This window comes from Xanthomonas hydrangeae (assembly GCF_032697525.1).
Lineage (GTDB): Bacteria > Pseudomonadota > Gammaproteobacteria > Xanthomonadales > Xanthomonadaceae > Xanthomonas > Xanthomonas hydrangeae.
The window spans coordinates 3362629-3382711 of sequence record NZ_CP103836.1 but is presented as its reverse complement, the minus strand read 5'-3'; the positions used below and the strand labels follow the sequence as shown (position 1 = coordinate 3382711).

The following is a 20083-nucleotide window of genomic DNA, read 5'->3' as shown; positions in this document are numbered from 1 at the left end:
ACAGCACAAGCGTCGGCACGAGATGGAAGATGCGGGTTGACGGATGGCGAGAAAGCCGCCGAGCCTTGTAGTTTCGCCGATAACGGCTGCCGCTGCCAGCGGAATGCGCACAACCGCGTCGATCGAGTCTGGACAACCGGTTTTGCGGATCATGCAGCGGCCGGAGCACTCACGGCCGCACTGCATTGGTGCGAAAGGGGGGACTCGAACCCCCACGCCTTGCGGCGTCAGAACCTAAATCTGGTGCGTCTACCAATTCCGCCACTTTCGCGATGCTGCGCTTGCCCGCGCATTGTTGCAGGGATGCCGGGAAAGAAAAAGCGTCGTGATGCCGCGGCGCACCTTCAATAGGCTTAAGCCCAATAGGCTTGAAGCCAACCCGCAGGCTTTCGCAGGCGGTCATTCAAGCTATCGCGGATGCAGCTTTCCCGGCAAGCGAGGTGAACCGTTAAACTTTGCATCGTCGCAGCGATCGAAGCCTCGTACTTTTACTCGTACACGGTAAAGGTAGGATTTGCGAAAATTCCGTTAAATCTAGATGAGTGAGGCAGCAGTCGCGATGAGAGACCGATATCGCCAGATCGTGGCACTGTCCCGCGATTGCATCAAAGAGATCGACCTCGATGGGCGGATCACGGCAATCAACGTCAATGGGCTGGCCGGACTCGGCGTCAGCCATCCCGACCAGCTCATCTCGCAGCCATGGCGCGACCTGTGGCCACCCGAGGCGGTCGACCTGGTCGATGCGGCGATCGCCGGATCGACGAACGGCCTGATCCAGGAGTTCGAGGCGGCCTGCGTGAATTTTGCCGGCGTGCGTCAGACCTGGCAGGTGGTCACCAGCCCGCTGTTCGACGCCTTTGGCAACGTCGAGGCGATTCTTGCTGTGAGCAAGAACATCTCCGACCGCAGGGCACTGGAGGCGGCGTTCCACACACTGGATTCCATGCTGAAGGCCGAGCGCGAGTTTTCCACCGGCGCCTTGATGCTGGCGCGTGCGCGCGAAAATTCGCTGTCGACCGAACTGCATACCCTACGCGACCGGCAGGAGCGCATCGAAGGCGATCTGGACATTGCGCGCGCCGCACAGGGAGCGGCCGAGAAAATTTCCGAGCAGGCACAGAAAGGCGAAGCGGTCGGCCAATTGCTGGCAGGCGTCGTTCACGACTTGAACAACGTACTGCAGGCGGCGACATCGGCCATCGACCTGGTCGTACAGCGCGCAAGGATCGATGCGCACGATGCCAGGCTGCTGAGCGTGGCCGACGCGGCGCTTCAACATGGCTCGGTCATGGCGCAGCGGCTGGTCGGATTTTCGCGCCAGTATCCGTACAGCCCGGAAGCGGTGGATCTTGCCGCATTGGCCGAACAGCTGAGCCCATTGCTGGAACAGGTGATCGGCGCCGAGTTGCAATTGCAGTTGCGCACCAGCGAAGGCGGATGCTGCGCCATGGTCGATCGCCATACGGTGGAGCGCGCGATCCTGAATCTGGTGATCAACTCCCGCGATGCCTGCAAGAGCGGGGACACCATCCGTATCGAAACCGGCGACACCGTCGTGGCGGCCGAGGACGCGAGCCTGAGCAAACCGGGCGGGCATTACGTCACCATCACCGTTGCCGATAGCGGACATGGCATGGATGCAGGTGTGCAATCGCGGTTATTCGAAGCCTATTTCACTACCAAGGACGCAGGCAAAGGTGCCGGGCTTGGCTTGACGCAGGTGTATAGCGCGGTGCGCCAGGCCGGTGGCTTTGTCGAAGTGAGTTCGGCTCCCGGCAAAGGTGCGCGCTTCTTGCTGGCGTTTCCGCGTATGCAACGAAGCCAGACGTCCGAGCTGGCTGCATCGCCCTGAGCGGCTACGCGGTTATAGTTGTTCGCGACAAGCGTGACCTGAAGAGCCACGCAAGCAATGCGCAGGTGCCGCCGCCCCATAGCCCGCTTCGCACCAAGGCCAGGATCAGATCGCGATCCGAGCCCATGGACCAGCCGCCAACGACCGCTGTGAGCAACACGACCAACCCAGCCGAAATCAGGCCGCTCAGCGCGCCGATTACGACCTGGGCAAAGGGGTTTGGCCCACGCTCGCGGTACAGACGACGGCACATCAACGCGCACATCAATCCCGCACCAGCGGCAGCAATCACCGGCAACACCAGAACGTAGGACAAGCCTGCGATCAGAAAAGCAGTCTCGCTATCGAACCGCGCCCACTGCAGAAAGCCCAACACTCCGCCTAGCGGAGGACCGACCACTGCAAAGATCGCGACCTGCTAGAGGATCGAGCGCCGCGTTGCTCTGGACACATCACGCCTAATTTGAATTTGCCAGCCTAGGCTGCAGGCCAAAGATCACCAGGCATCCGATGCACGCAAACTTCGCGCCGGCCAAGCAACAAGCTTGATCAGGCAACTGCTGAACAGACACAGCAGCAGAATCCGCTGCAAGCCAACCACTCGGGCAGCTCCTGCCCTGAGACGTCTCTTCTTGTTTCCAGTGCCGGGAAAAAGAAAAGCACCTAGGTGTTTGCCTAAGTGCTTTTATTTGGTGGGCCGTCAAGGATTCGAACCTTGGACCTATTGATTAAGAGTCAACTGCTCTACCAACTGAGCTAACGGCCCTGAAACTGGTCGCACATTGTATGTGCGTTTTTGCTTCGTTGCAACACCCCGCAATGCGTCGGGTCCAACATTTCCTGCAATCAGTGGGGTGGCTGAGGGGACTCGAACCCCCGACATCTGGAATCACAATCCAGTACTCTAACCAGCTGAGCTACAGCCACCACTGAAAACCTACTTCCTACCGCACCGCCGATGGCGCGCCCGACAGGACTCGAACCTGTAACCGCCGGCTTAGAAGGCCGGTGCTCTATCCGGTTGAGCTACGGGCGCCCGGACCGAACGTTGCATTCCCACGCCGCAAGAAGCTCGGAATGGTCGGGGTAGAGGGATTCGAACCCCCGACATCCTGCTCCCAAAGCAGGCGCGCTACCAGACTGCGCTATACCCCGGCGGGACCTTTCAATCCCGAAGGCTGGAAAGGTCGGCTATTTTGGGAACGATTGGCCTCGCTGTCAATCACTCTGCGTCAATTCGCCGATCCGGTATCCTCGCGACAACGCTCACCACCATGGCGAGCACCTACATTTCATGGAGAACACGCATGCGTAGCGGCAACCCTGCCCTTCGGGAATCCACATTCCTCGACCTTGGCTCCGGCTCGGTGGTCACCCGCGACGGCCAGGCGATGACCCTCAACGGTACCGTCAACAAGACCGGTGCGTTGTTGTTGATGGCCGTACTCACCGCCGCCTTCGCCTGGTCGCAGTCGATCGGTGCCGATGGCATGCCATTGCCTGCAGCCAAGCTGTACATGATTGCCGGCGCCATCGGCGGGCTGGTGTTCGCACTGGCGACCAGCTTCAAGCCGACCTGGGCACCGATCACCGCGCCGTTGTATGCGCTGGTGGAAGGCTTCTTTCTTGGCTCGATTTCGGCGGTGTACGAGGCGCGCTTCAACGGCATCGTGTTCCAGGCGGTACTGCTGACCTTCGGCACGATGTTCGCGCTGCTGTTTGCCTACCGCAGTGGACTGATCAAGGCCACCGAGAACTTCAAGCTGGGCGTGGTTGCGGCCACCGGCGGCATTGCGCTGGTGTATCTGGCGACCATCGTGCTGGGTTTGTTCGGCGTGCGTATTCCGTTCATCCACGACTCGGGGCTGATCGGCATCGGCTTCAGCCTGTTCGTGGTGGTGGTGGCGGCACTGAATCTGGTGCTGGACTTCGACTTCATCGAAAGCGGTGTGGAACAGGGCGCTCCCAAGCACATGGAGTGGTACGGCGCATTCGGCCTGATGGTGACGCTGGTGTGGCTGTACATCGAGTTCCTGCGCTTGTTGTCGAAGCTGCAGTCGCGCAATTAAGCGGGGAATGGGGAATCGGAATTGGGGAATCGCAACAGCGATTTCCCGCGCTTGATGGCCTGACACTGGCTTCAAGTAATCTGACCCGCACAAAAAGTAAAGGGCGCCCTAGGCGCCCTTTACTTTTTGTGCGGATTTGCCAGTGCGCTTAGAGGCGGCTGGCGATCGCCTTGGCGAAGCCCATGGTGTTGCCGGTGCCGCCCAGATCGGGGGTCAGCGCGTCCTTGGCTTCCAGCGTGGCCACGATGGCTTCGCGCAGGCGCTCGGCGTTCTGCGGCTGACCGATGTGGTCCAGCATCTGCGCCGCGCCCAGCAGCAGCGCGCACGGGTTGGCCTTGCCCTGCCCTGCGATGTCAGGCGCCGAGCCGTGCACGGCCTCGAAGATCGCCGCGTCCACACCGATATTGGCGCCCGGGGCCAGGCCCAGGCCGCCGACCAGACCGGCGCACAGGTCAGAGATGATGTCGCCGAACAGGTTGGTGGTCACGATGATGTCGAACTGTTCCGGACGCATCACCAGCTGCATGCAGGTGTTGTCGACGATCATTTCCTGGAATTCGATTTCCGGGTACTGCGTCGCCACGTCACGTGCCACCTTCAGGAACAGGCCCGAGGTCGACTTGATGATGTTGGCCTTGTGCACCGCGGTGACCTTCTTGCGGCCGGTGGCGCGGGCGAGGTCGAAGGCATAGCGCACGATGCGCTCGGAGCCCTTGCGGGTGACGCGGGCGCCGGAGAACGCGGTCTCGCCATCCTCGGACACGGTCTGGCCTTCGCTCAGGTAGGCGCCCTCGGTGTTCTCGCGCACCGTGATCAGGTCCACGCCATCGGCGAAACGCGACTTGGTGTTGGGGAACGACTTGGCCGGACGCACGTTGGCATACAGGTCGAACTTGCGACGCATGGCCACGTTGATCGAGCTGAAACCTTCGCCGACCGGCGTGGTCAGCGGGCTCTTCAGCGCCACCTTGTTCTTGGTGATCGAAGCCAGGGTGGACTCGGGCAGCAGATCGCCGTGCTTTTCCAGCGCGACCAGGCCAGCGTCGGCGTACTCGTAGGTCAGGCCAGCTTGCAGCGCGTCGAGCACGAACAGCGTGGCATCCATGATCTCCGGGCCAATACCGTCGCCGCGGATGACCGTGATTGTCTGCGTCATAACGTTGGGTTTCCGAACTTGAAGGGGGGAGCGCCAGCCGCAATACCCGGCAGAGCGGCGCAAGGAGGTTTCACAGGCAATTATGCCCGATGCCGGTGAAGGCGCCCAAACCGACCTTGGTCTAAGAGCGGCCCGGATGACTGCTGCGGAAACCCGGTGCAGTCAGTGGCATCAGACAACGGCAGTGCGCATCCGCAGCCTCCAGGTGCACTAAGACCCAGCGTGTGGAGGCGCTCTGGACGCACTGCCCTAGCCTACGGCCGGCACCGGACGACCAGAGCGCACAAAATCAGTGCCGCCGACTATGGCAGCACGCGCGCGCCCGCTTTTACGAATCCCGAATCACCACTCCCGCCCCCCCCCTTGGCGCATCAATCGTGCGCGTGCTGCGCCGGTGCCTGGGCGCCGCCTTCGAGCTGGTCGAGGAAATCCACCGCGCGCCGCAGATGCGGGATGACGATGGAGCCACCGACCACCAGGCCGACCGAGAAGGTCTCGAAGAACTCTTCGCGGGTCACGCCGGCCTCCTTGCACTGGGCGACGTGGTAGCTGATGCAGTCGTCGCAACGCAGCACCATCGAGGCGACCAGACCGAGCAGCTCCTTGGTCTTCACGTCCAGCGCGCCGGCCTGGTAGGTCTGGGTGTCCAGCGCAAAGAACCGGCGCACCACCTGGTTGGGCTCGGCCAGGATGCGCTGGTTCATGCGCTGGCGAAATTCGGTGAACTCGCGCAGACGATCGTCGCTGCTGCCCTCATGCTCACTCATGCCTGGCCGCCTGCGGTGCCGGCCAGCAATGGCTCGAGCTTGCCGGCCCGGTGCATGGCCATCATGTCGTCGTAGCCGCCCACATGGACGTCGCCGACGAAGATTTGCGGCACGCTGGTGCGCTTGGCCAGCGCGACCATCTTGTTGCGCTCGGCCGGGTCCAGGTCGATACGTACCTCGGTCCAGGTCCGGCCCTTGCTCTTGAGGAAATTCTTGGCCGCCACGCAGTACGGGCAGATCGCGGAGGAATACAGGGTGATCTGCGGGCCGGTGGCCGCATCCTGCACGTTAAGGTCTTGGCTCACGGGAAACTCCGTGGTTGGTCTGAGGTCTGACAATGGTACCGGGCGACTGGAATTTCCATGTCGTCACCGCAACACTGTGGATTAACTGTCGATTCACGCCATTGCGCCGCGCTGCCCGCATGCTCCGCGCATCACCTGGGAGTTCCACTTGCGCCTGCTACCGCTCGCCACCGCCCTCACGCTGGCCGTTGCCATGGGTGTGGCACCTGCGCAGGAAAGTCGCCTGCCCGATATCGGTTCGTCTGCCGGCGAGTTGCTGACCCCGGCGCGCCAGGCCGAATACGGCAAGATGATGCTGGCCGAGTTGCGCAACTACGACTATGTGCTCGACGACCCGCTGGTCACCGATTGGCTGCAGACCATGGGCACCCGGCTGGGCGCCAACAGCGACCAGCCGCAGCAGCCGCAGCAGCCGCAGCAGCCGCAGCAGCCGTTTACGTTTTTCATGTTGCGCGACCGCCAGATCAATGCCTTCGCCACCCTGGGCGGCTACATCGCGGTCAATGCCGGGCTGGTGCTGACTGCCGAGCGCGAGGACGAGGTGGCCGCGGTGCTGTCGCACGAAATCGCCCATGTCACCCAGCAGCACGTGCTGCGCGGGGTGGAGCGGGCGCAGCGCGATCAGATCCCGATCCTGCTCGGCATGCTGGCGGCCGTGGTCGCCGCGCAACAGGCCGGCGGCAATTCCAAGGGCGATGCCACCATGGCCGGCATCACCAGCGCGATGGGGCTGATGCAGCAGCGCCAGATCGACTACACCCGCTCCAACGAATCCGAAGCCGACCGACTGGGCATCCGCACGCTGGTGCGCAGCGGCTACGACGTGGATGCGATGGCCGGCTTCTTCGAGCGCATGTCGGTGGCGATGCGCGCCAACGAGGGCGGTTACAGCGCGCCGGACTTCCTGCAGACCCACCCGGTCACCGTCACCCGCATCAGCGAAGCCAAGGCGCGCGCCGAACAGATGAAGAAGAACACCGTGGTACTGACCACCTCGGTGCCGGGCGACACGCGCCAGGAGCGCGTGAATCCCTCCGACCCGTCGTTGTCGGAGCCATTGAGCCGCAACGGCAACACGATCCTTCCGTATGCGCTGCGGTTGCCGGTGGATGCGCTCAGCCGCAGCGGCGAACAGCAGGGCTTCGCCTGGGCCAAGGAGCGCCTGCGCGTGCTCAGCGCCGCCACGCCGGATGCGGCCATTCGCGAGTACGAGACCCTGCGCCGCAGTGCCAAGAACGGCCTGACCGACGCGCAGCGTTACGGGCTGGCGCTGGCGCGCCTGCGCAACAGCGGCGGGCGGCCGAGCGAGCCGGTGGCCGAACTGGCCAGCCTGCTGGAGGCGCATCCGGATAATTTATGGCTGACGCTGGGCCTGAGCGAGGCGCAGGCGCGCGTGGGCCAGCGCGAGGTGGCCAATGCGCGTTTCGATGCGCTGCTCAAGCAATTGCCGACCAACCGTGCGGTGGCGCTGACCTATGCCGGCGCGCTCAACGAGCAGGCGACCGAGACATCCGGTCAGCGCGCGCGTCAGGTGCTGGAGCCGCTGCTGTATCGCAACAGCGACGATGCGTTGTTGCAGCAGACCTACGCCCGCGCCTGCGAACTGGCAGGCGACCAGCTGCGCGCCAGCGAGGCCTATGCCGAATCCGCGTACTTGAATGGTCGCGCCGAACAGGCGCTGATCCAGCTGGAGGCGCTGAAGAAGAAAGATCTCGATTATGTGACACGTGCGCGCGTGGACGCCCGCATTGCCGCCATTACGCCCACCGTGCTGGAACTGCGCCGCCAGGGCATCCGCGACCCGGATCTGTCCACGCGTTAGCGCATGTGATGCAGTGCGGTGGCTTCGCTGTCCGGAATGACAAATCGCGTGCTCGATGCCGCAACGACGACCTGGCGCCTCGCAGCACAGCCCGCTTATTGATGTTGCGAACGACGTAATACGCCTGCCATGTCACATTAGAGTCACAAAACCGTAGTCTACTGGCGACCATCGAAGCCAGACGGTAAGCCCCGCGTGCAGAAACGCATCCTGATCGTCGACGACGAACCCGCAATCCGCGACATGGTGGCGTTCGCGCTGCGCAAGGGCGAGTTCGAACCCATCCATGCTGGCGACGCCCGCGAGGCGCAGACCGCCATCGCCGACCGTGTGCCGGACCTGATCCTGCTGGACTGGATGCTGCCAGGCACCAGCGGGCTGGACCTGGCGCGGCGCTGGCGCAAGGAATCGCTGACCCGCGAGATTCCGATCATCATGCTGACCGCGCGCGGCGAGGAAAACGACCGCGTCGGCGGCCTGGAAGCCGGGGTCGACGATTACGTGGTCAAGCCGTTCTCGGCGCGCGAGTTGCTGGCGCGGATCCGTGCGGTGATGCGCCGCACCCGCGAGGACGACGAAGACGGCAGCGTGGCCGTGGGCCGGCTGCGCATCGATGGCGCCGCGCACCGGGTGTTCGCCGGCGACGCGCCGGTGCCGATCGGCCCGACCGAATACCGCTTGCTGCACTTTTTCATGACACATCCGGAGCGCGTGTATACGCGCACCCAGTTGCTGGATCATGTCTGGGGGGGCAGCGTATACGTGGAAGAGCGCACCATCGACGTGCACATCCGCCGCCTGCGCAAGACGCTGGAACCGTTCGGCCTGGAAAACATGGTGCAGACCGTGCGCGGCTCGGGCTACCGTTTCTCTTCGGCCGCCTGATGCCTGCCGCACAGGCCGGCCCGGCCGCTGACACCGGCCGGGTTGCATGCCTACCCGACGCTCCGTGGTAACGCCTTCCATGCCCCAACATATTCGTTCCGCCTGGTTCAAGACGCTCGGCACCCTGGCGCTGTTGCTGGGCGCCGCCGTAGTGGCCGGCGTGCTGATCGAACATGTGTGGATGGCGCTGACGCTGACCGCGCTGGGCGTGCTGGCCTGGCATTACTGGCGGCTGCGCCAGGTATTGCGGCGGCTCACTGCACGCCAGCGTGCCGAACCCGCGGCCGGCGTCGGTGCCTGGAACGAACTGGATCGGCTGCTCTATCGCAGCCAGGCCGAAATGCGCGGGCGCAAGCGTCGCCTGATCGATATGCTGCGCACCTACCGCGCCGCCGCACAGGCGTTGCCCGATGCGGTGGTGGTGGTGGATCGCAACAGCCAGCGTGTGCAGTGGTTCAACAAGGCCGCCGGTGGCCTGCTTGGCCTGCATCATCCCGGCGATATGGGCGTGTCGGTGGTGGAGCGGCTGCAGCCGTTGCCGTTGGCGCATTGGCTGGCGGCCGGTCGCAATGCAGAACCCATGCTCGATGCGGCCTCGCCGGTCGATCCGGACCTACGTCTGAATCTGCGCCTGATCCCCTATTCCGACGATTACTGGCTGCTGGTGGCGCGCGATGTCAGCAAACTGCTGCGGCTGGAGCAGGTGCGCCGCGACTTCGTGGCCAATGTCTCGCACGAACTGCGCACGCCGTTGACGGTGGTGCACGGCTATCTGGACATGCTCGATCCGGAGGACTTCCCCGACTCGGGCCCGATGTTGGCGGAGATGCGCAAGCAGTCGCAGCGCATGGCGCAGCTGGTCGAAGATCTGCTGACGCTGTCGCGGCTGGAATCGCAGGAAGAACTCGGCGAGGAACACGTGGCGATGGCGCCGATGCTGTCCACGCTACGCCGCGAAGCGGAAGCGCACAGCCAGGGCCGGCATACGGTGGAAGTGTTCGACGAGGCCGGCGTGGATCTGCTTGGCTCCAACAAGGAACTGCATAGCGCGTTCTCCAATCTGGTCACCAACGCAGTGCGCTATACGCCGGGCGGCGGCAAGGTGACGATCCGCTTCGTGCGCGACGGCGATGGCGCGGCATTGGCGGTGCGCGACACCGGCTACGGCATTCCCGCCTCGCATCTGCCGCGCATCACCGAGCGCTTCTATCGCGTCTCCAGCAGCCGCTCGCGCGAGAGCGGCGGGACCGGGTTGGGGTTGTCGATCGTCAAGCACATCCTGGGGCTGCATCAGGCGCGGCTGGAGATCGAAAGCGAAGTCGGGCGCGGCAGCGAATTCTCGTGTCATTTTGTGGCTGCACGCGTGGTGCAGCGCGATCAGTCCCTGCCACTGTCACGCTCGGCGTGATATGTAGTGGGTGCGCGCCGCAGCGCGGTGCGATGCACCTGCGCAGCGCGCGCCAAGTCGCACCGCGCTGCATGTTGCGCGCGCTAACGACGCATTCCATTCCGTCTTGATGATCGACTCCATGGGCCACGCCAAACACTCCCACGACACTGCCTCTTCCGAAGAGATCGCCGCCGATCCGTTGCGCGAGCCGTCGCTGTATATCAACCGCGAACTGTCGCAGCTGGATTTCAATTTCCGGGTGCTGGCGCAGGCGCTGGATGAGCAGGTCCCGTTGCTGGAACGGCTGCGCTTCCTGTGCATTTCCTGCACCAACCTGGACGAATTCTTCGAAATCCGCGCGGCCACCGTCCGGCACGCGCAGGAATTCGGATTGCCGCCGGCACCCGATGGGCTGAGCCCCACCGCCATCCTCAATGCCGTGCACGATCGCGCGGCGAAGCTGGTCGAGCAGCAGTACCACGCGTGGAACGAAGTGCTACGCCCGGCGATGGAAACTGCCGGGGTGGCGGTGCTGGGCCGCTCGACGTGGAACTCGCGCCAGAAGCGCTGGCTGCGCGCGTACTTCCGCAACGAGATCATGCCGGTGCTGTCGCCGCTCGGCCTGGACCCGGCGCATCCGTTCCCGAAGATTCTCAACAAGACCTTGAACATCGTGGTGGTGCTGGACGGCCAGGATGCATTCGGCCGCGCCGGCCATCTGGCCATCGTGCGGGCGCCGCGTTCGTTGCCGCGCATCATCCAGTTGCCGGCCAGTCTGTCGCCGGAGGGAACGCAGAGCTTTGTGTTTCTGTCTTCGGTGCTGTCCGAGTTTGTGGATGAGCTGTTCCCGGGCATGCAGGTCAAGGGCTCGTATCAGTTCCGTGTGACCCGCAACTCCGAGTTGGTGGTGGACGAGGAAGAAGTCGAAAACCTGGCCTTGGCCTTGCGCGACGAGTTGGTCACGCGCGGCTACCGGCCGGCGGTGCGGCTGGAGATCGCGCACGACTGCCCGTCGCCGATCATGCGTACCCTGCTGCAGAACTTCGGCCTGAACGAAAACGCGGTGTACCGCATCGTCGGGCCGGTCAATCTGAGCCGTGTCACCCAGGTCTACGATCTGGTGCAGCGCCCGGAACTCAAGTACCCGTTGTTCAATCCGCGCACCTTGCGCGACAACGACGGCATCTTCGAGATCGTCAAGAAGGGCGATGTGTTGTTGCATCATCCCTTCGATGCGTTCACTGCGGTGCTGGACGTGATTCGCCAGGCCGCAGTCGACCCGAACGTGCTGGCGATCAAGCAGACGCTGTACCGCACCGGCAAGGATTCGTTGATTGTCGATGCGCTGATCCTGGCCGCGCGTAACGGCAAGGACGTCACCGTTGTGGTGGAACTGCGTGCGCGCTTCGACGAAGAAGCCAATCTGGGCCTGGCCGACAAGCTGCAGGAAGCAGGCGTGCAGGTGGTCTACGGCGTGGTCGGCTTCAAGACGCACGCCAAGATGCTGCTGATCGTGCGCCGCGAGGGCCGCAAGCTCAAACGCTACGTCCATCTGGGCACCGGCAATTACCACAGCGGCACCGCGCGTCTGTACACCGACATCAGCCTGATCACGGCGGACGTGGAAATCGGCAACGATGTGCACATGCTGTTTCAGCAATTGTCCGGTCTTGCACCGCGCATGAAGCTGGAGCAGTTGCTGCAATCGCCGTTTACCCTGCATACCGGGGTGCTGAAGCGGATCGAACGCGAGACCCGGCTGGCCCGCAATGGGCGCCCGGGCCGCATCATCGCCAAGATGAATGCCCTCAACGAGCCGCAGGTGGTGCGCGCGTTGTACGCGGCGTCGCAAGCCGGTGTGCAGATCGATCTGATCGTGCGCGGCGCCTGCACGCTGCGGCCGGGCGTGCCGGGCTTCTCCGACAACATCCGCGTGCGTTCGATCGTGGGGCGGTTTCTGGAGCACAGCCGCGTGTACTGGTTCGGCAACGATGGTGCGGCGGAACTGTATTGCGCCAGCGCTGACTGGCTGGAACGCAATCTGTTGCGGCGCGTAGAGACCTGCTTCCCGATCCTGGACCCGGACCTGGCCAAGCGGGTCTATCGCGAAGCGTTGCAGAACTACCTGGACGACAACGTCAACGCCTGGGAGCTGGATGCCGAAGGCGTTTATCACAAGCGCACGCCTGGCCCCGGCGAGCCGGCGCATTCGGCGCAGATGACCTTGCTCGATCGGGTCTAGGCGGCAACCGACACAACGCCATCTGCGTGTTGCGTCGGTGATTGGTGCATCGCTTCGGCCTTGGTGTGCGCAGCATCGACGCTGCCGATACCGTGCACACAGACCGCACTCCGCGCTTGGTCGCGCGGTCGACCGCTGGCTGCAGACAGCGCAAAGAACCGGCCTGTACGCGCAGTACATGTCGCAGCGAGCATCGAACGTGGCTGCCTGGCGGTGCGTGCAGTCGTTTTGATCACCACTCTCACGGGGCCAACCATCCATCGGCTACCATGCGGCCATGCCAATGCCCTCCCCCACGATACCGCCCCTGCGCGACGGCGATTACCTTGCCGCCATCGACTTGGGCTCCAACAGTTTCCACATGGTCATTGCGCGCTACCTGATGGGTCAGCTGCGCGTCGTCGATCGCCTGCGCGAGACCGTGCGCATGGCCGATGGCCTGGATGGCAAAGGTGGCCTCTCCAACGAAGCACGCCAGCGCGCGCTCGAATGCCTGGCGCGCTTTGGCCAGCGCATCCGTGAGGTGCCGTCGTTGCGCGTGCGTGCGCTGGCCACCAACACGGTGCGTCAGCTGCGTTCGCCGCAAGCGTTCCTGATGCCGGCCGAAACTGCGCTGGGGCATGCGATCGAAGTGGTCAGCGGCCGCGAGGAAGCGCGCCTGATCTATCTGGGCGTTGCGCATGCGCAGCCGCCCAAGCCCGATCAGCGCCGGCTGGTGATCGACATCGGCGGCGGCTCGACCGAGTTCATCATCGGCCGCGGTTTTCAGACGCTGGAACGCGAAAGTCTGCAGGCCGGCTGTATCGCCAGCACACGACGTTTTTTCCCCGGCGGCAAGTTGTCGAAGAAAAAATGGAAGGACGCGCTGACCGAGATCGGCGCCGAGTTCCAGCAGTTCGCCAATCAGTACAAGGCGCTGGGCTGGCATGAGGCGATCGGCTCGTCAGGCACCCACAAGGCCATCGGCGAGATTTGCGCAGCGATGAAGCTCACCAAGGGCGCGATCACCGCCGAGGCGCTGCCGGCGCTGCGCGATGAACTGCTCAAGGCCAAGCGCATCGAAGACATCCAGTTGCCCGGATTGGCTGCCGAGCGGCGCCCAATCATTGCCGGCGGCATTCTGGTGCTTGAGGCTGCATTCCAGGCCCTGGGGCTGGAGAAGCTGATGGTCAGCAAGGCGGCGATGCGCGAAGGCATTCTGTACGACATGCTCGGCCGCGGCGGCGAGAACGATCCGCGCGACAGCTCGGTGGCCTCGTTGGTGCAGCGCTACGGGATCGACGAAGTGCAGGCCCAGCGCGTGGAAGCCACCGCCTGCCGCCTGTTCGATCAGGTCTGCGAATCCTGGCAACTGGATGGCGACGATGCGCAGGTGTTACGCCGCGCCGCGCGCCTGCACGAGCTGGGGCTGATCATCGCGCACAGCCAATATCACGTGCACGGCAGCTACATCCTGGAGCATTCGGATATCGCCGGTTTCTCGCGGCAGGAGCAGCAGGTGCTGGCGTCGCTGGTGCGCACGCACCGCCGCAACGTGCCCAAGACCGCGTTCGAGGCGCTGCCGGATCGTTTGTTGCTGCCGACCCGACGCAAGGCCGCATTGTTGCGGCTGGCAGTGCTGCTGCATCGCGCGCACGAGTCCGACCCGATTCCGACCCTGGAACTCACTGCCGATGACACCCGGCTGTCATTGATCCTGTCGCAAAGCTGGATCGACTCGCGCCCGTTGCTGCGCGCCGATCTGATTGGCGAAGTCGAAAGCATGGCCGGACTGGGAATCGCGTTCAAACCGTTTGTGACCTGAGGCCGGTGGCCTCAGGCGGGAATCGGGAATGGGGATTCGGGAATAGTCGACCACGGAGCTCTGAGAAGTTCTGACTGGTGGCGATTGCGCTAAACGAGTGCAGCACGCTGCCTTTGCGATTCCCCATTCCCCATTCCCGGCTCTACTGTCACCGCCGCGACTTATCGTCGCAACATCCATGCCATCGCTCTCCCGGAAGCTAGCCAAAACCGGAGAACGGGCATGCGCTACGCGATCGTTACCGAAACCTATCCCCCCGAAGTCAACGGTGTGGCGCTGACCGTGCACGGCCTGGAAACCGGCCTGCGCGCACGCGGACATCAGGTGGACGTGGTGCGCCCGCGTCAGAGCGGCGATACGGAACCGGCGACTGCATTGTTAGTGCGCGGCGCCTCGCTGCCGCGCTATCCGGGGCTGAAATTCGGGCTGCCGGCAACGCAGCGCCTCATCCGTCATTGGCGAATCACGCAACCGGATGCGATCTATGTGGCCACGGAAGGCCCCTTGGGCTGGTCGGCGATGCGCGCAGCGCGTCGGCTCGGTATCCCGGTCGCTACCGGCTTCCATACGCGTTTTGACGAATACCTGCCCGACTACGGCGCCGCCTGGCTGCAAGGCACCGCGTTGCGCTGGATGCGGCGCTTTCATAACCAGGCCGATGCCACCCTGGTGCCGACGCGCGAATTGCAGCAGTTCCTGCGCGAGGGCGGATTCGAGCGCGTGCAATTGCTGGCGCGCGCGGTGGACAACCAGCAGTTCGACCCGGCGCGACGCGATCACGCCCTGCGGGCCGAATGGGGGATCGAAGGCGAAGGCTTCGCTGCGATCTACGTCGGACGCATCGCCAACGAAAAGAACCTGCCACTTGCCATCCATGCCTTTCGCAAGCTGCAGCAGATTCGCCCGAAGGCACGCTTCGTGTGGGTGGGCGATGGCCCGGCCCGCGAAAAGATCGCGCACGAGAATCCCGATTTCATTTTCTGCGGCATCCAGCGCGGCGAGGCGCTGGCGCGCCACTTCGCCAGCGGCGATCTGTTTCTGTTCCCCAGCCGCAGCGAGACCTTCGGCAACGTGACCCTGGAGGCGATGGCCAGCGGTGTGGCCACGGTCGCTTTCGATTACGGCGCTGCACGCGAGTATCTGCGCAGCGGTCACAGCGGCGCGGCAGTCGAGACCGACGCGGCGTTTATCCAGGCCGCCGTCGCACTCACCGACGACGACGCGATGCGCCAGCGCATGGGCGCTTCGGCTGCACAGGCGATGCAGAAACTGCATCCGGACAATGTGGTGTCCGATTTCGAAGCCTTGTTGCTGGGCATCACTGCTGCACGGGGGCGTTATGTCGGCAACGCGGCTTGAGGTTCTACGCGGTCACGAAGCGCGCTGGTGCCGACGCGCCAATCACTGGTGCCGGCGTCACCCGGTGCGGCGCGCGTTCGCCACCATCAGCCGGCTGGGCGATGGGGTGTTCTGGTATGGCCTGATGGGCCTGTTGGTGCTGCTCGACGGCATGGACGGCGTGCGCGCATCTGCGCACATGGCGGCCACCGGCGTGCTCGCGCTGACCTTGTACAAGTCGCTCAAACGCTGGACGCGGCGGCCGCGCCCGTATGCAGCCGACGTGCGCATTCGCGCCTGGGTCGCGCCGCTGGACGAGTTCAGTTTTCCGTCCGGCCACACCTTGCACGCGGTGTCCTTCAGCATCGTGGCGCTGGCCTACTATCCGTGGCTGGCACCGTTGCTGGTGCCGTTCTCGGCGGGCGTGGCGCTGTCGCGGGTGGTGTTGGGGCTGCACTATCCGAGCGATGTGCTGGCTGCGACCGCGATCGGAGTGGTGCTGGCCAGTTTGTCGTTGTGGGGATTGCCGGTGTTGCTGGGATAATCAATCAGGCCCGGTCGGCCCGAGTGATCCGCCCAGATAAGTAACGTGCCTCAGCACTCCCTTCTCCCCTCGGGAGAAGGTGCCCCGCAGGGGCGGATGAGGGTACGTGCGAAGCCTCGCGCACTCGCCGTAGAAGATCTCTCGCGAAGGTTGATAAAAAGCCAACACGCAGCAATTGCAACTTCAGCGTGTGGCTTCGCCCCGTACCCTCACCCCTACCCCTCTCCCGCAGGGAGAGGGGATTCGCTCCGTGCCTGTCCTGCTCACGCTGCCTACCCCAGCACCCCGGTTCCCGTCCTGCGCTCCCGCCGTACAATGGCGCAATGACGACCCTGTTCATTTCCGACCTGCATCTGGATCCGGCCCGGCCGGCGATTACTGAGCTGTTTCTGGACTTCCTGCGCACGCAGGTGCCCGGCAGCGACGCGCTCTACATCCTCGGCGATCTGTTCGAAGCCTGGATCGGCGATGACACCCCGTCGACCGCCGCAGACGCGGTCGCCACTGCGCTGCATGCCGTCGCCGATAGCGGCGTGCCGGTGTTCTTCATGGCGGGCAATCGCGATTTTCTGGTTGGCCAGACCTATGCACAGCGCGCCGGCTTCCGCATCCTGCCCGACCCCACCGTCATCGATCTGTACGGGCATCCGACGCTGCTGATGCACGGCGATCTGCTATGCACCGACGACACCGCCTATCAGGCGTTCCGTGCGCAGACGCGCGACCCGGTGTTTCAGGCGCAGTTCCTGGCCCAGCCGCTGGCCGCACGGGTGGCGTTCGCGCAGCAGGCGCGCGCGGCAAGCCAGGCGCGTCAATCGGAACTCAAGCAGGGCGATCAATCGCGCTTCGAAACCGTTACCGACGTCGCACCGGCCGAAGTGGAAGCGACCTTCGTGCGCTATGGCGTAGATCGCTTGATCCACGGTCATACCCATCGCCCCAACGTTCATACGCTGCAGGCCGGTGGCCAGACCTGCACGCGCATCGTGCTGGGCGACTGGTACGAACAAGGCTCGGTGTTGCGTGTGGAGGCCGATAGCATCGCGCTGGAGCAGTTGGCGCTTTAGCGTCGCTTAGAGAACCTAGCGAGCACAGGCATCACTGCACGCTACGCGCATGCTCGGCGTAGTCGACAAAATCGGCATTGACCACGTCGTACCAGAGTACTGTGCCATCGGCTTGCACGCGGAAGCGGTCGCGTACCGGGCTGGTCTGCGGGTCGCCAGGGCAGTCGTTGCCATGGCGCTCGTGCACTGCGAATTCGAAGGCATCCGGGGTGGGCGCATCGCCCTGTTCGGACAGGATGCTGATGCAGTTGTCCGGATAAAAATGATCGCTCTGCAAGCGCGCTTCCAGCACATGCAGCGCGCGCGCCTCGGCATCGTTGCCGGTGGGCGCCGCCGTCGCCACAGCAGCGGGCTTGGATTGCGAGGGAGCCGGCTCGGCGGGTTGCTGTTTGCAGCCGGCAACCGCAAGTGCGGCCAGGCACAGCACCGCATAACGCAAGGATTTGGACATGAGTGCTCCGCTCCACAAGACAAGGCCGGCAGTTGCCGACGGTGCGCCTAGTCTGCGCTACACCCGCGCGCGGGTGTAGCGGCAAAAGCCCGGCACATGGAGTGCCGGGCCGACAGCGAAACGCTCAACGTCAACCTCAGCGGAAGCCGGCAATCGTGGCCTTGGTGTTGACCAGCACGCGCTGATTGTCGGCGGTGCTGGCATTGCCCATCGGGATGCCGTTGTAGCTGATGTTCGGGTTGGACCAATAGTTCAGGCGCGGGCAACCGCTGCTGCAGTCGTAGGCCATGATGGTGCGCCAGCTGTTGCCGTAGCGATAGCCGTGACCGTAGGCATACGGCGAGGTGCTCGGGTCGTTGGTGGCGTCGTGGCGTGCGCTCTGCAGGTGCCCGATTTCATGCGCAAAGCTGTAGTAGCCGGTGGCGCAATCCCAGTACACCGATGCAAACGCGGTTGCGGCGGTCGAACCAATACCCGATGCCAGTCCGCAGTAAGTGGCGTTGTTCAACACGATCACGCCCACATCGGCGGTATACGTATTGCGGCTGGTGTGGATGCTGTCCATGTAACCGTCGTTGGTCACGCGGAAGCGCTGCAGGTCGGTGGTGAAGTTGCCGGTTTCGCTGTAGCTGGTGGTCTCGTAACGCGCCAGCTGCAGGGTGATGCCGACGTTGCTGTTGGTGTAGCCCTGGTTGGCCTCGGCCACCGCCAGCTGCACCAGCGCCTGCATGTTGCCGCCGTACGCAGTCACCGCCTGATTGGTGGCGACCACCAGCACGCGAATGGTTGCCGGGCTGCCGGACGATGCGGCGGCGGCGGTGACGCGTCCGTCGCCGGGCATGTCGAACTTGGGCAGCAGGCTGTATTCGGCCGGATGCTCCTGCGGCATGCGCTGCTCATCCACCTGCACCAGCACGTGCCGGCCATCGGCCAGCGGACGCAGGCGATAGAGTTTGCCGGCGTAGCGAATGGTGCCAGTGACGGTATCTCTGCTACGCACCAGAATGGCCGAGTTCAGCGGATCCACGCCCGACAGCGTGCGTGCACGCGTGCCAGCGCGTGGGCCCAGGTTGCCGTACCACACGCTGTCGCCGCCTTCCAGGGCATCGACCTTGGCCTGGGTGGCGGTGATGGTCTGGCCGTCCAGTTGTAGTTCCAGCAGCTTTTCCGACGCGGTGACTGCGCCGGCATCGAGCTGGACCACCTGCGCGGTGGCTGTGGATGGTGAGCTCAACACCCGTTGCAGCGAGGGTTCGGTGGTGGCGGTGGCGGCTGCACTGCGACTCAGCGCAGGACCGGATTGATACAGCGGTTTGCCGGCAGCGGCGGCCGAACCGGCCAGACACATGGCAATCAGACCCACCGTGGTGCACATCGACTTCGACTTCATCGTCTCTCTCTCCTTAGACATGGAAGTAACGGATGTGAAGCACCGGGCCCCTGCCCCCGGGACGCCATTAAGGCCGGAGTGACAGTCCACATTGCAAGTAGTTGCAAAGGAAAATTACAGTTCTGTGATGCTTGCCGTGAATGCATGCGATTCCGGCGGCTGCGCAGAGGGAACCCGCGCACATTTTTTCAGCCAGCCTGCTCCACCAGACTGGCCAACTCATCCTCATCGAAGCCGGCAAGCAGCCGCGCTTGGATATTGAATGGTCCATGCAGATAGCCGCCGGCGTATTCGCGCAGCAGCGCCTTGAAACGCGCGCGCGGCTCGATGCCGGCCTGTGCGCAATACCAGCGATACCAGCGCGAGCCGGCCGCTACATGCGCCACTTCTTCGCGCAGGATGGTTTCCAGCACCTGCGCAGTGGCGATATCGCCGAGCGAGCGCAGCTTGACGATCATGGCCGGTGTCACGTCCAGACCACGCGCTTCCAGCACGCGTGGCACCAGGGCCATGCGTGCGAGGCCGTCATGCGCGGTTTTCTCGCACATTTCCCACAGGCCGTTATGCGCGGGGAAATCGCCGTAGTCGTGGTCGTGCGCCTGCAATCGCGCGCGCAGCAGCATGAAGTGGCGCGATTCGTCGTCGGCCACCGCTACCCAGTCCGCATAGAACGCATCCGGCAACCCGCGGAAGCGGTACACCGCATCCCAGGCCAGATCGATGGCGTTGAGTTCGATATGCGCGATGGCGTGGATGAAGGCGGCGCGCCCTTCCGGCGTGCCCAATCCCCGCCGTGGCACCTCGCGCGGATGCACCAGCACCGGCGTTGCAGGCCGGCCCGGCATGCAGATCGGCGCCGGTGGCGCGGCCTGCGGCGATGGCAACGACAGCGTGCCGGCGCGGAACGCGGCCGCATGTCGCTGGGTCAGCGCGACCTTCTCCAGCGGATCGGCCGCTTGCAGGCAGGCGTGTGCGGCCTGCAAGAGATCCATCGTCAC

The 20083-nt window shown here is 64.2% G+C and carries 17 protein-coding genes and 5 tRNA genes; 10 read left to right on the top strand and 12 right to left on the bottom strand.

What is annotated here, in order from left to right; translation table 11 throughout:
- Positions 1–186 precede the first annotated feature (186 nt).
- Positions 187–271, bottom strand: a tRNA-Leu gene (locus NYR97_RS14450).
- Between the two features lie 288 nt (positions 272–559).
- Between NYR97_RS14450 and NYR97_RS14445 the strand changes: the two genes are divergently transcribed.
- Positions 560–1855: a PAS domain-containing sensor histidine kinase gene (locus NYR97_RS14445; RefSeq protein ID WP_316694077.1), complete on the top strand. Its 1296-nt coding sequence runs from the start codon at positions 560–562 to the stop codon at positions 1853–1855.
- Between the two features lie 4 nt (positions 1856–1859).
- On the opposite strand, the gene NYR97_RS14440 is transcribed toward NYR97_RS14445, so the two are convergent.
- The 5 genes from NYR97_RS14440 to NYR97_RS14420 all read right to left on the bottom strand — a co-directional run bounded on the left by NYR97_RS14440 (position 1860) and on the right by NYR97_RS14420 (position 3010).
- Positions 1860–2231: a hypothetical protein gene (locus NYR97_RS14440; RefSeq protein ID WP_316694076.1), complete on the bottom strand. Its 372-nt coding sequence runs from the start codon at positions 2229–2231 to the stop codon at positions 1860–1862.
- A 314-nt stretch (positions 2232–2545) separates the two neighbouring features.
- Positions 2546–2621, bottom strand: a tRNA-Lys gene (locus NYR97_RS14435).
- 84 nt (positions 2622–2705) lie between these two features.
- Positions 2706–2782, bottom strand: a tRNA-His gene (locus NYR97_RS14430).
- 32 nt (positions 2783–2814) lie between these two features.
- Positions 2815–2891 (bottom strand) — tRNA-Arg (locus tag NYR97_RS14425).
- 42 nt (positions 2892–2933) lie between these two features.
- Positions 2934–3010: transfer RNA gene (locus tag NYR97_RS14420), tRNA-Pro, on the bottom strand.
- Between the two features lie 152 nt (positions 3011–3162).
- Between NYR97_RS14420 and NYR97_RS14415 the strand changes: the two genes are divergently transcribed.
- Positions 3163–3924, top strand: coding sequence for a Bax inhibitor-1/YccA family protein (locus tag NYR97_RS14415; protein WP_023902870.1), 762 nt, complete (start codon positions 3163–3165; stop codon positions 3922–3924).
- A gap of 148 nt (positions 3925–4072) precedes the next feature.
- On the opposite strand, the gene NYR97_RS14410 is transcribed toward NYR97_RS14415, so the two are convergent.
- The 3 genes from NYR97_RS14410 to grxC form a co-directional block, all read right to left on the bottom strand.
- Positions 4073–5080, bottom strand: a complete 1008-nt coding sequence (locus NYR97_RS14410) for an isocitrate dehydrogenase (protein WP_104538379.1) — start codon at positions 5078–5080, stop codon at positions 4073–4075.
- A 371-nt stretch (positions 5081–5451) separates the two neighbouring features.
- On the bottom strand, positions 5452–5847 hold the full coding sequence (locus NYR97_RS14405) for a carboxymuconolactone decarboxylase family protein (RefSeq protein ID WP_316694070.1): 396 nt from the start codon (positions 5845–5847) through the stop codon (positions 5452–5454).
- Positions 5844–6152 carry a glutaredoxin 3 gene (gene grxC / locus NYR97_RS14400; RefSeq protein ID WP_205392254.1) on the bottom strand — a complete coding sequence of 103 codons (309 nt, stop codon included), beginning with the start codon at positions 6150–6152 and terminating at the stop codon, positions 5844–5846. Before grxC ends, NYR97_RS14405 begins: the two co-directional genes overlap by 4 nt.
- Positions 6153–6300: 148 nt before the next feature.
- Between grxC and NYR97_RS14395 the strand changes: the two genes are divergently transcribed.
- The 8 genes from NYR97_RS14395 (at position 6301) to lpxH (ending at position 17244) form a co-directional block, all read left to right on the top strand.
- The gene (locus NYR97_RS14395; protein ID WP_316694067.1) at positions 6301–7974 is read left to right on the top strand and encodes a M48 family metalloprotease; all 1674 of its coding nucleotides are present in this window, start codon (positions 6301–6303) and stop codon (positions 7972–7974) included.
- A gap of 195 nt (positions 7975–8169) precedes the next feature.
- Complete coding sequence (phoB, locus tag NYR97_RS14390; protein ID WP_006451737.1) at positions 8170–8859, top strand: phosphate regulon transcriptional regulator PhoB; 690 nt, start codon at positions 8170–8172, stop codon at positions 8857–8859.
- Between the two features lie 79 nt (positions 8860–8938).
- A complete protein-coding gene (gene phoR, locus NYR97_RS14385; protein ID WP_316694060.1) occupies positions 8939–10267 on the top strand; it encodes a phosphate regulon sensor histidine kinase PhoR in 1329 nt (442 codons plus the stop codon).
- Positions 10268–10388: 121 nt separating this feature from the next.
- Entirely contained in the window at positions 10389–12491 is a 2103-nt protein-coding gene (gene ppk1, locus NYR97_RS14380; protein ID WP_104551379.1) for a polyphosphate kinase 1, read from the top strand.
- Positions 12492–12774: 283 nt separating this feature from the next.
- Positions 12775–14295, top strand: coding sequence for an exopolyphosphatase (gene ppx, locus NYR97_RS14375; protein ID WP_316698242.1), 1521 nt, complete (start codon positions 12775–12777; stop codon positions 14293–14295).
- A gap of 222 nt (positions 14296–14517) precedes the next feature.
- Positions 14518–15654, top strand: coding sequence for a glycosyltransferase family 4 protein (locus NYR97_RS14370; RefSeq protein ID WP_205392259.1), 1137 nt, complete (start codon positions 14518–14520; stop codon positions 15652–15654).
- Complete coding sequence (locus NYR97_RS14365) at positions 15635–16177, top strand: phosphatase PAP2 family protein (RefSeq protein ID WP_043909856.1); 543 nt, start codon at positions 15635–15637, stop codon at positions 16175–16177. Before NYR97_RS14370 ends, NYR97_RS14365 begins: the two co-directional genes overlap by 20 nt.
- Positions 16178–16500: 323 nt before the next feature.
- A complete protein-coding gene (lpxH, locus tag NYR97_RS14360; protein ID WP_205392260.1) occupies positions 16501–17244 on the top strand; it encodes a UDP-2,3-diacylglucosamine diphosphatase in 744 nt (247 codons plus the stop codon).
- Positions 17245–17275: 31 nt separating this feature from the next.
- Here the strand turns inward: lpxH and NYR97_RS14355 are convergent, their stop codons facing one another.
- The 3 genes from NYR97_RS14355 to NYR97_RS14345 form a co-directional block, all read right to left on the bottom strand.
- Entirely contained in the window at positions 17276–17695 is a 420-nt protein-coding gene (locus tag NYR97_RS14355; RefSeq protein WP_316694053.1) for a hypothetical protein, read from the bottom strand.
- 136 nt (positions 17696–17831) lie between these two features.
- Complete coding sequence (locus NYR97_RS14350; protein ID WP_316694052.1) at positions 17832–19085, bottom strand: zinc-dependent metalloprotease; 1254 nt, start codon at positions 19083–19085, stop codon at positions 17832–17834.
- A 188-nt stretch (positions 19086–19273) separates the two neighbouring features.
- Positions 19274–20077: a ferritin-like domain-containing protein gene (locus NYR97_RS14345; RefSeq protein WP_180315541.1), complete on the bottom strand. Its 804-nt coding sequence runs from the start codon at positions 20075–20077 to the stop codon at positions 19274–19276.
- Positions 20078–20083: the final 6 nt, after the last annotated feature.

What these genes read in the sequence shown, in the direction of transcription:
- NYR97_RS14405 (WP_316694070.1), bottom strand. Translation starts at nt 5,847, where the DNA reads ATGAGTGAGCATGAGGGCAGCAGCGACGATCGTCTGCGCGAGTTCACC.
- NYR97_RS14445 (WP_316694077.1), top strand. Translation starts at nt 560, where the DNA reads ATGAGAGACCGATATCGCCAGATCGTGGCACTGTCCCGCGATTGCATC.
- NYR97_RS14410 (WP_104538379.1), bottom strand. Translation starts at nt 5,080, where the DNA reads ATGACGCAGACAATCACGGTCATCCGCGGCGACGGTATTGGCCCGGAG.
- NYR97_RS14370 (WP_205392259.1), top strand. Translation starts at nt 14,518, where the DNA reads ATGCGCTACGCGATCGTTACCGAAACCTATCCCCCCGAAGTCAACGGT.
- NYR97_RS14350 (WP_316694052.1), bottom strand. Translation starts at nt 19,085, where the DNA reads ATGAAGTCGAAGTCGATGTGCACCACGGTGGGTCTGATTGCCATGTGT.
- ppk1 (WP_104551379.1), top strand. Translation starts at nt 10,389, where the DNA reads ATGGGCCACGCCAAACACTCCCACGACACTGCCTCTTCCGAAGAGATC.
- NYR97_RS14365 (WP_043909856.1), top strand. Translation starts at nt 15,635, where the DNA reads ATGTCGGCAACGCGGCTTGAGGTTCTACGCGGTCACGAAGCGCGCTGG.
- NYR97_RS14345 (WP_180315541.1), bottom strand. Translation starts at nt 20,077, where the DNA reads ATGGATCTCTTGCAGGCCGCACACGCCTGCCTGCAAGCGGCCGATCCG.
- lpxH (WP_205392260.1), top strand. Translation starts at nt 16,501, where the DNA reads ATGACGACCCTGTTCATTTCCGACCTGCATCTGGATCCGGCCCGGCCG.
- phoR (WP_316694060.1), top strand. Translation starts at nt 8,939, where the DNA reads ATGCCCCAACATATTCGTTCCGCCTGGTTCAAGACGCTCGGCACCCTG.
- NYR97_RS14415 (WP_023902870.1), top strand. Translation starts at nt 3,163, where the DNA reads ATGCGTAGCGGCAACCCTGCCCTTCGGGAATCCACATTCCTCGACCTT.
- ppx (WP_316698242.1), top strand. Translation starts at nt 12,775, where the DNA reads ATGCCCTCCCCCACGATACCGCCCCTGCGCGACGGCGATTACCTTGCC.
- NYR97_RS14355 (WP_316694053.1), bottom strand. Translation starts at nt 17,695, where the DNA reads ATGTCCAAATCCTTGCGTTATGCGGTGCTGTGCCTGGCCGCACTTGCG.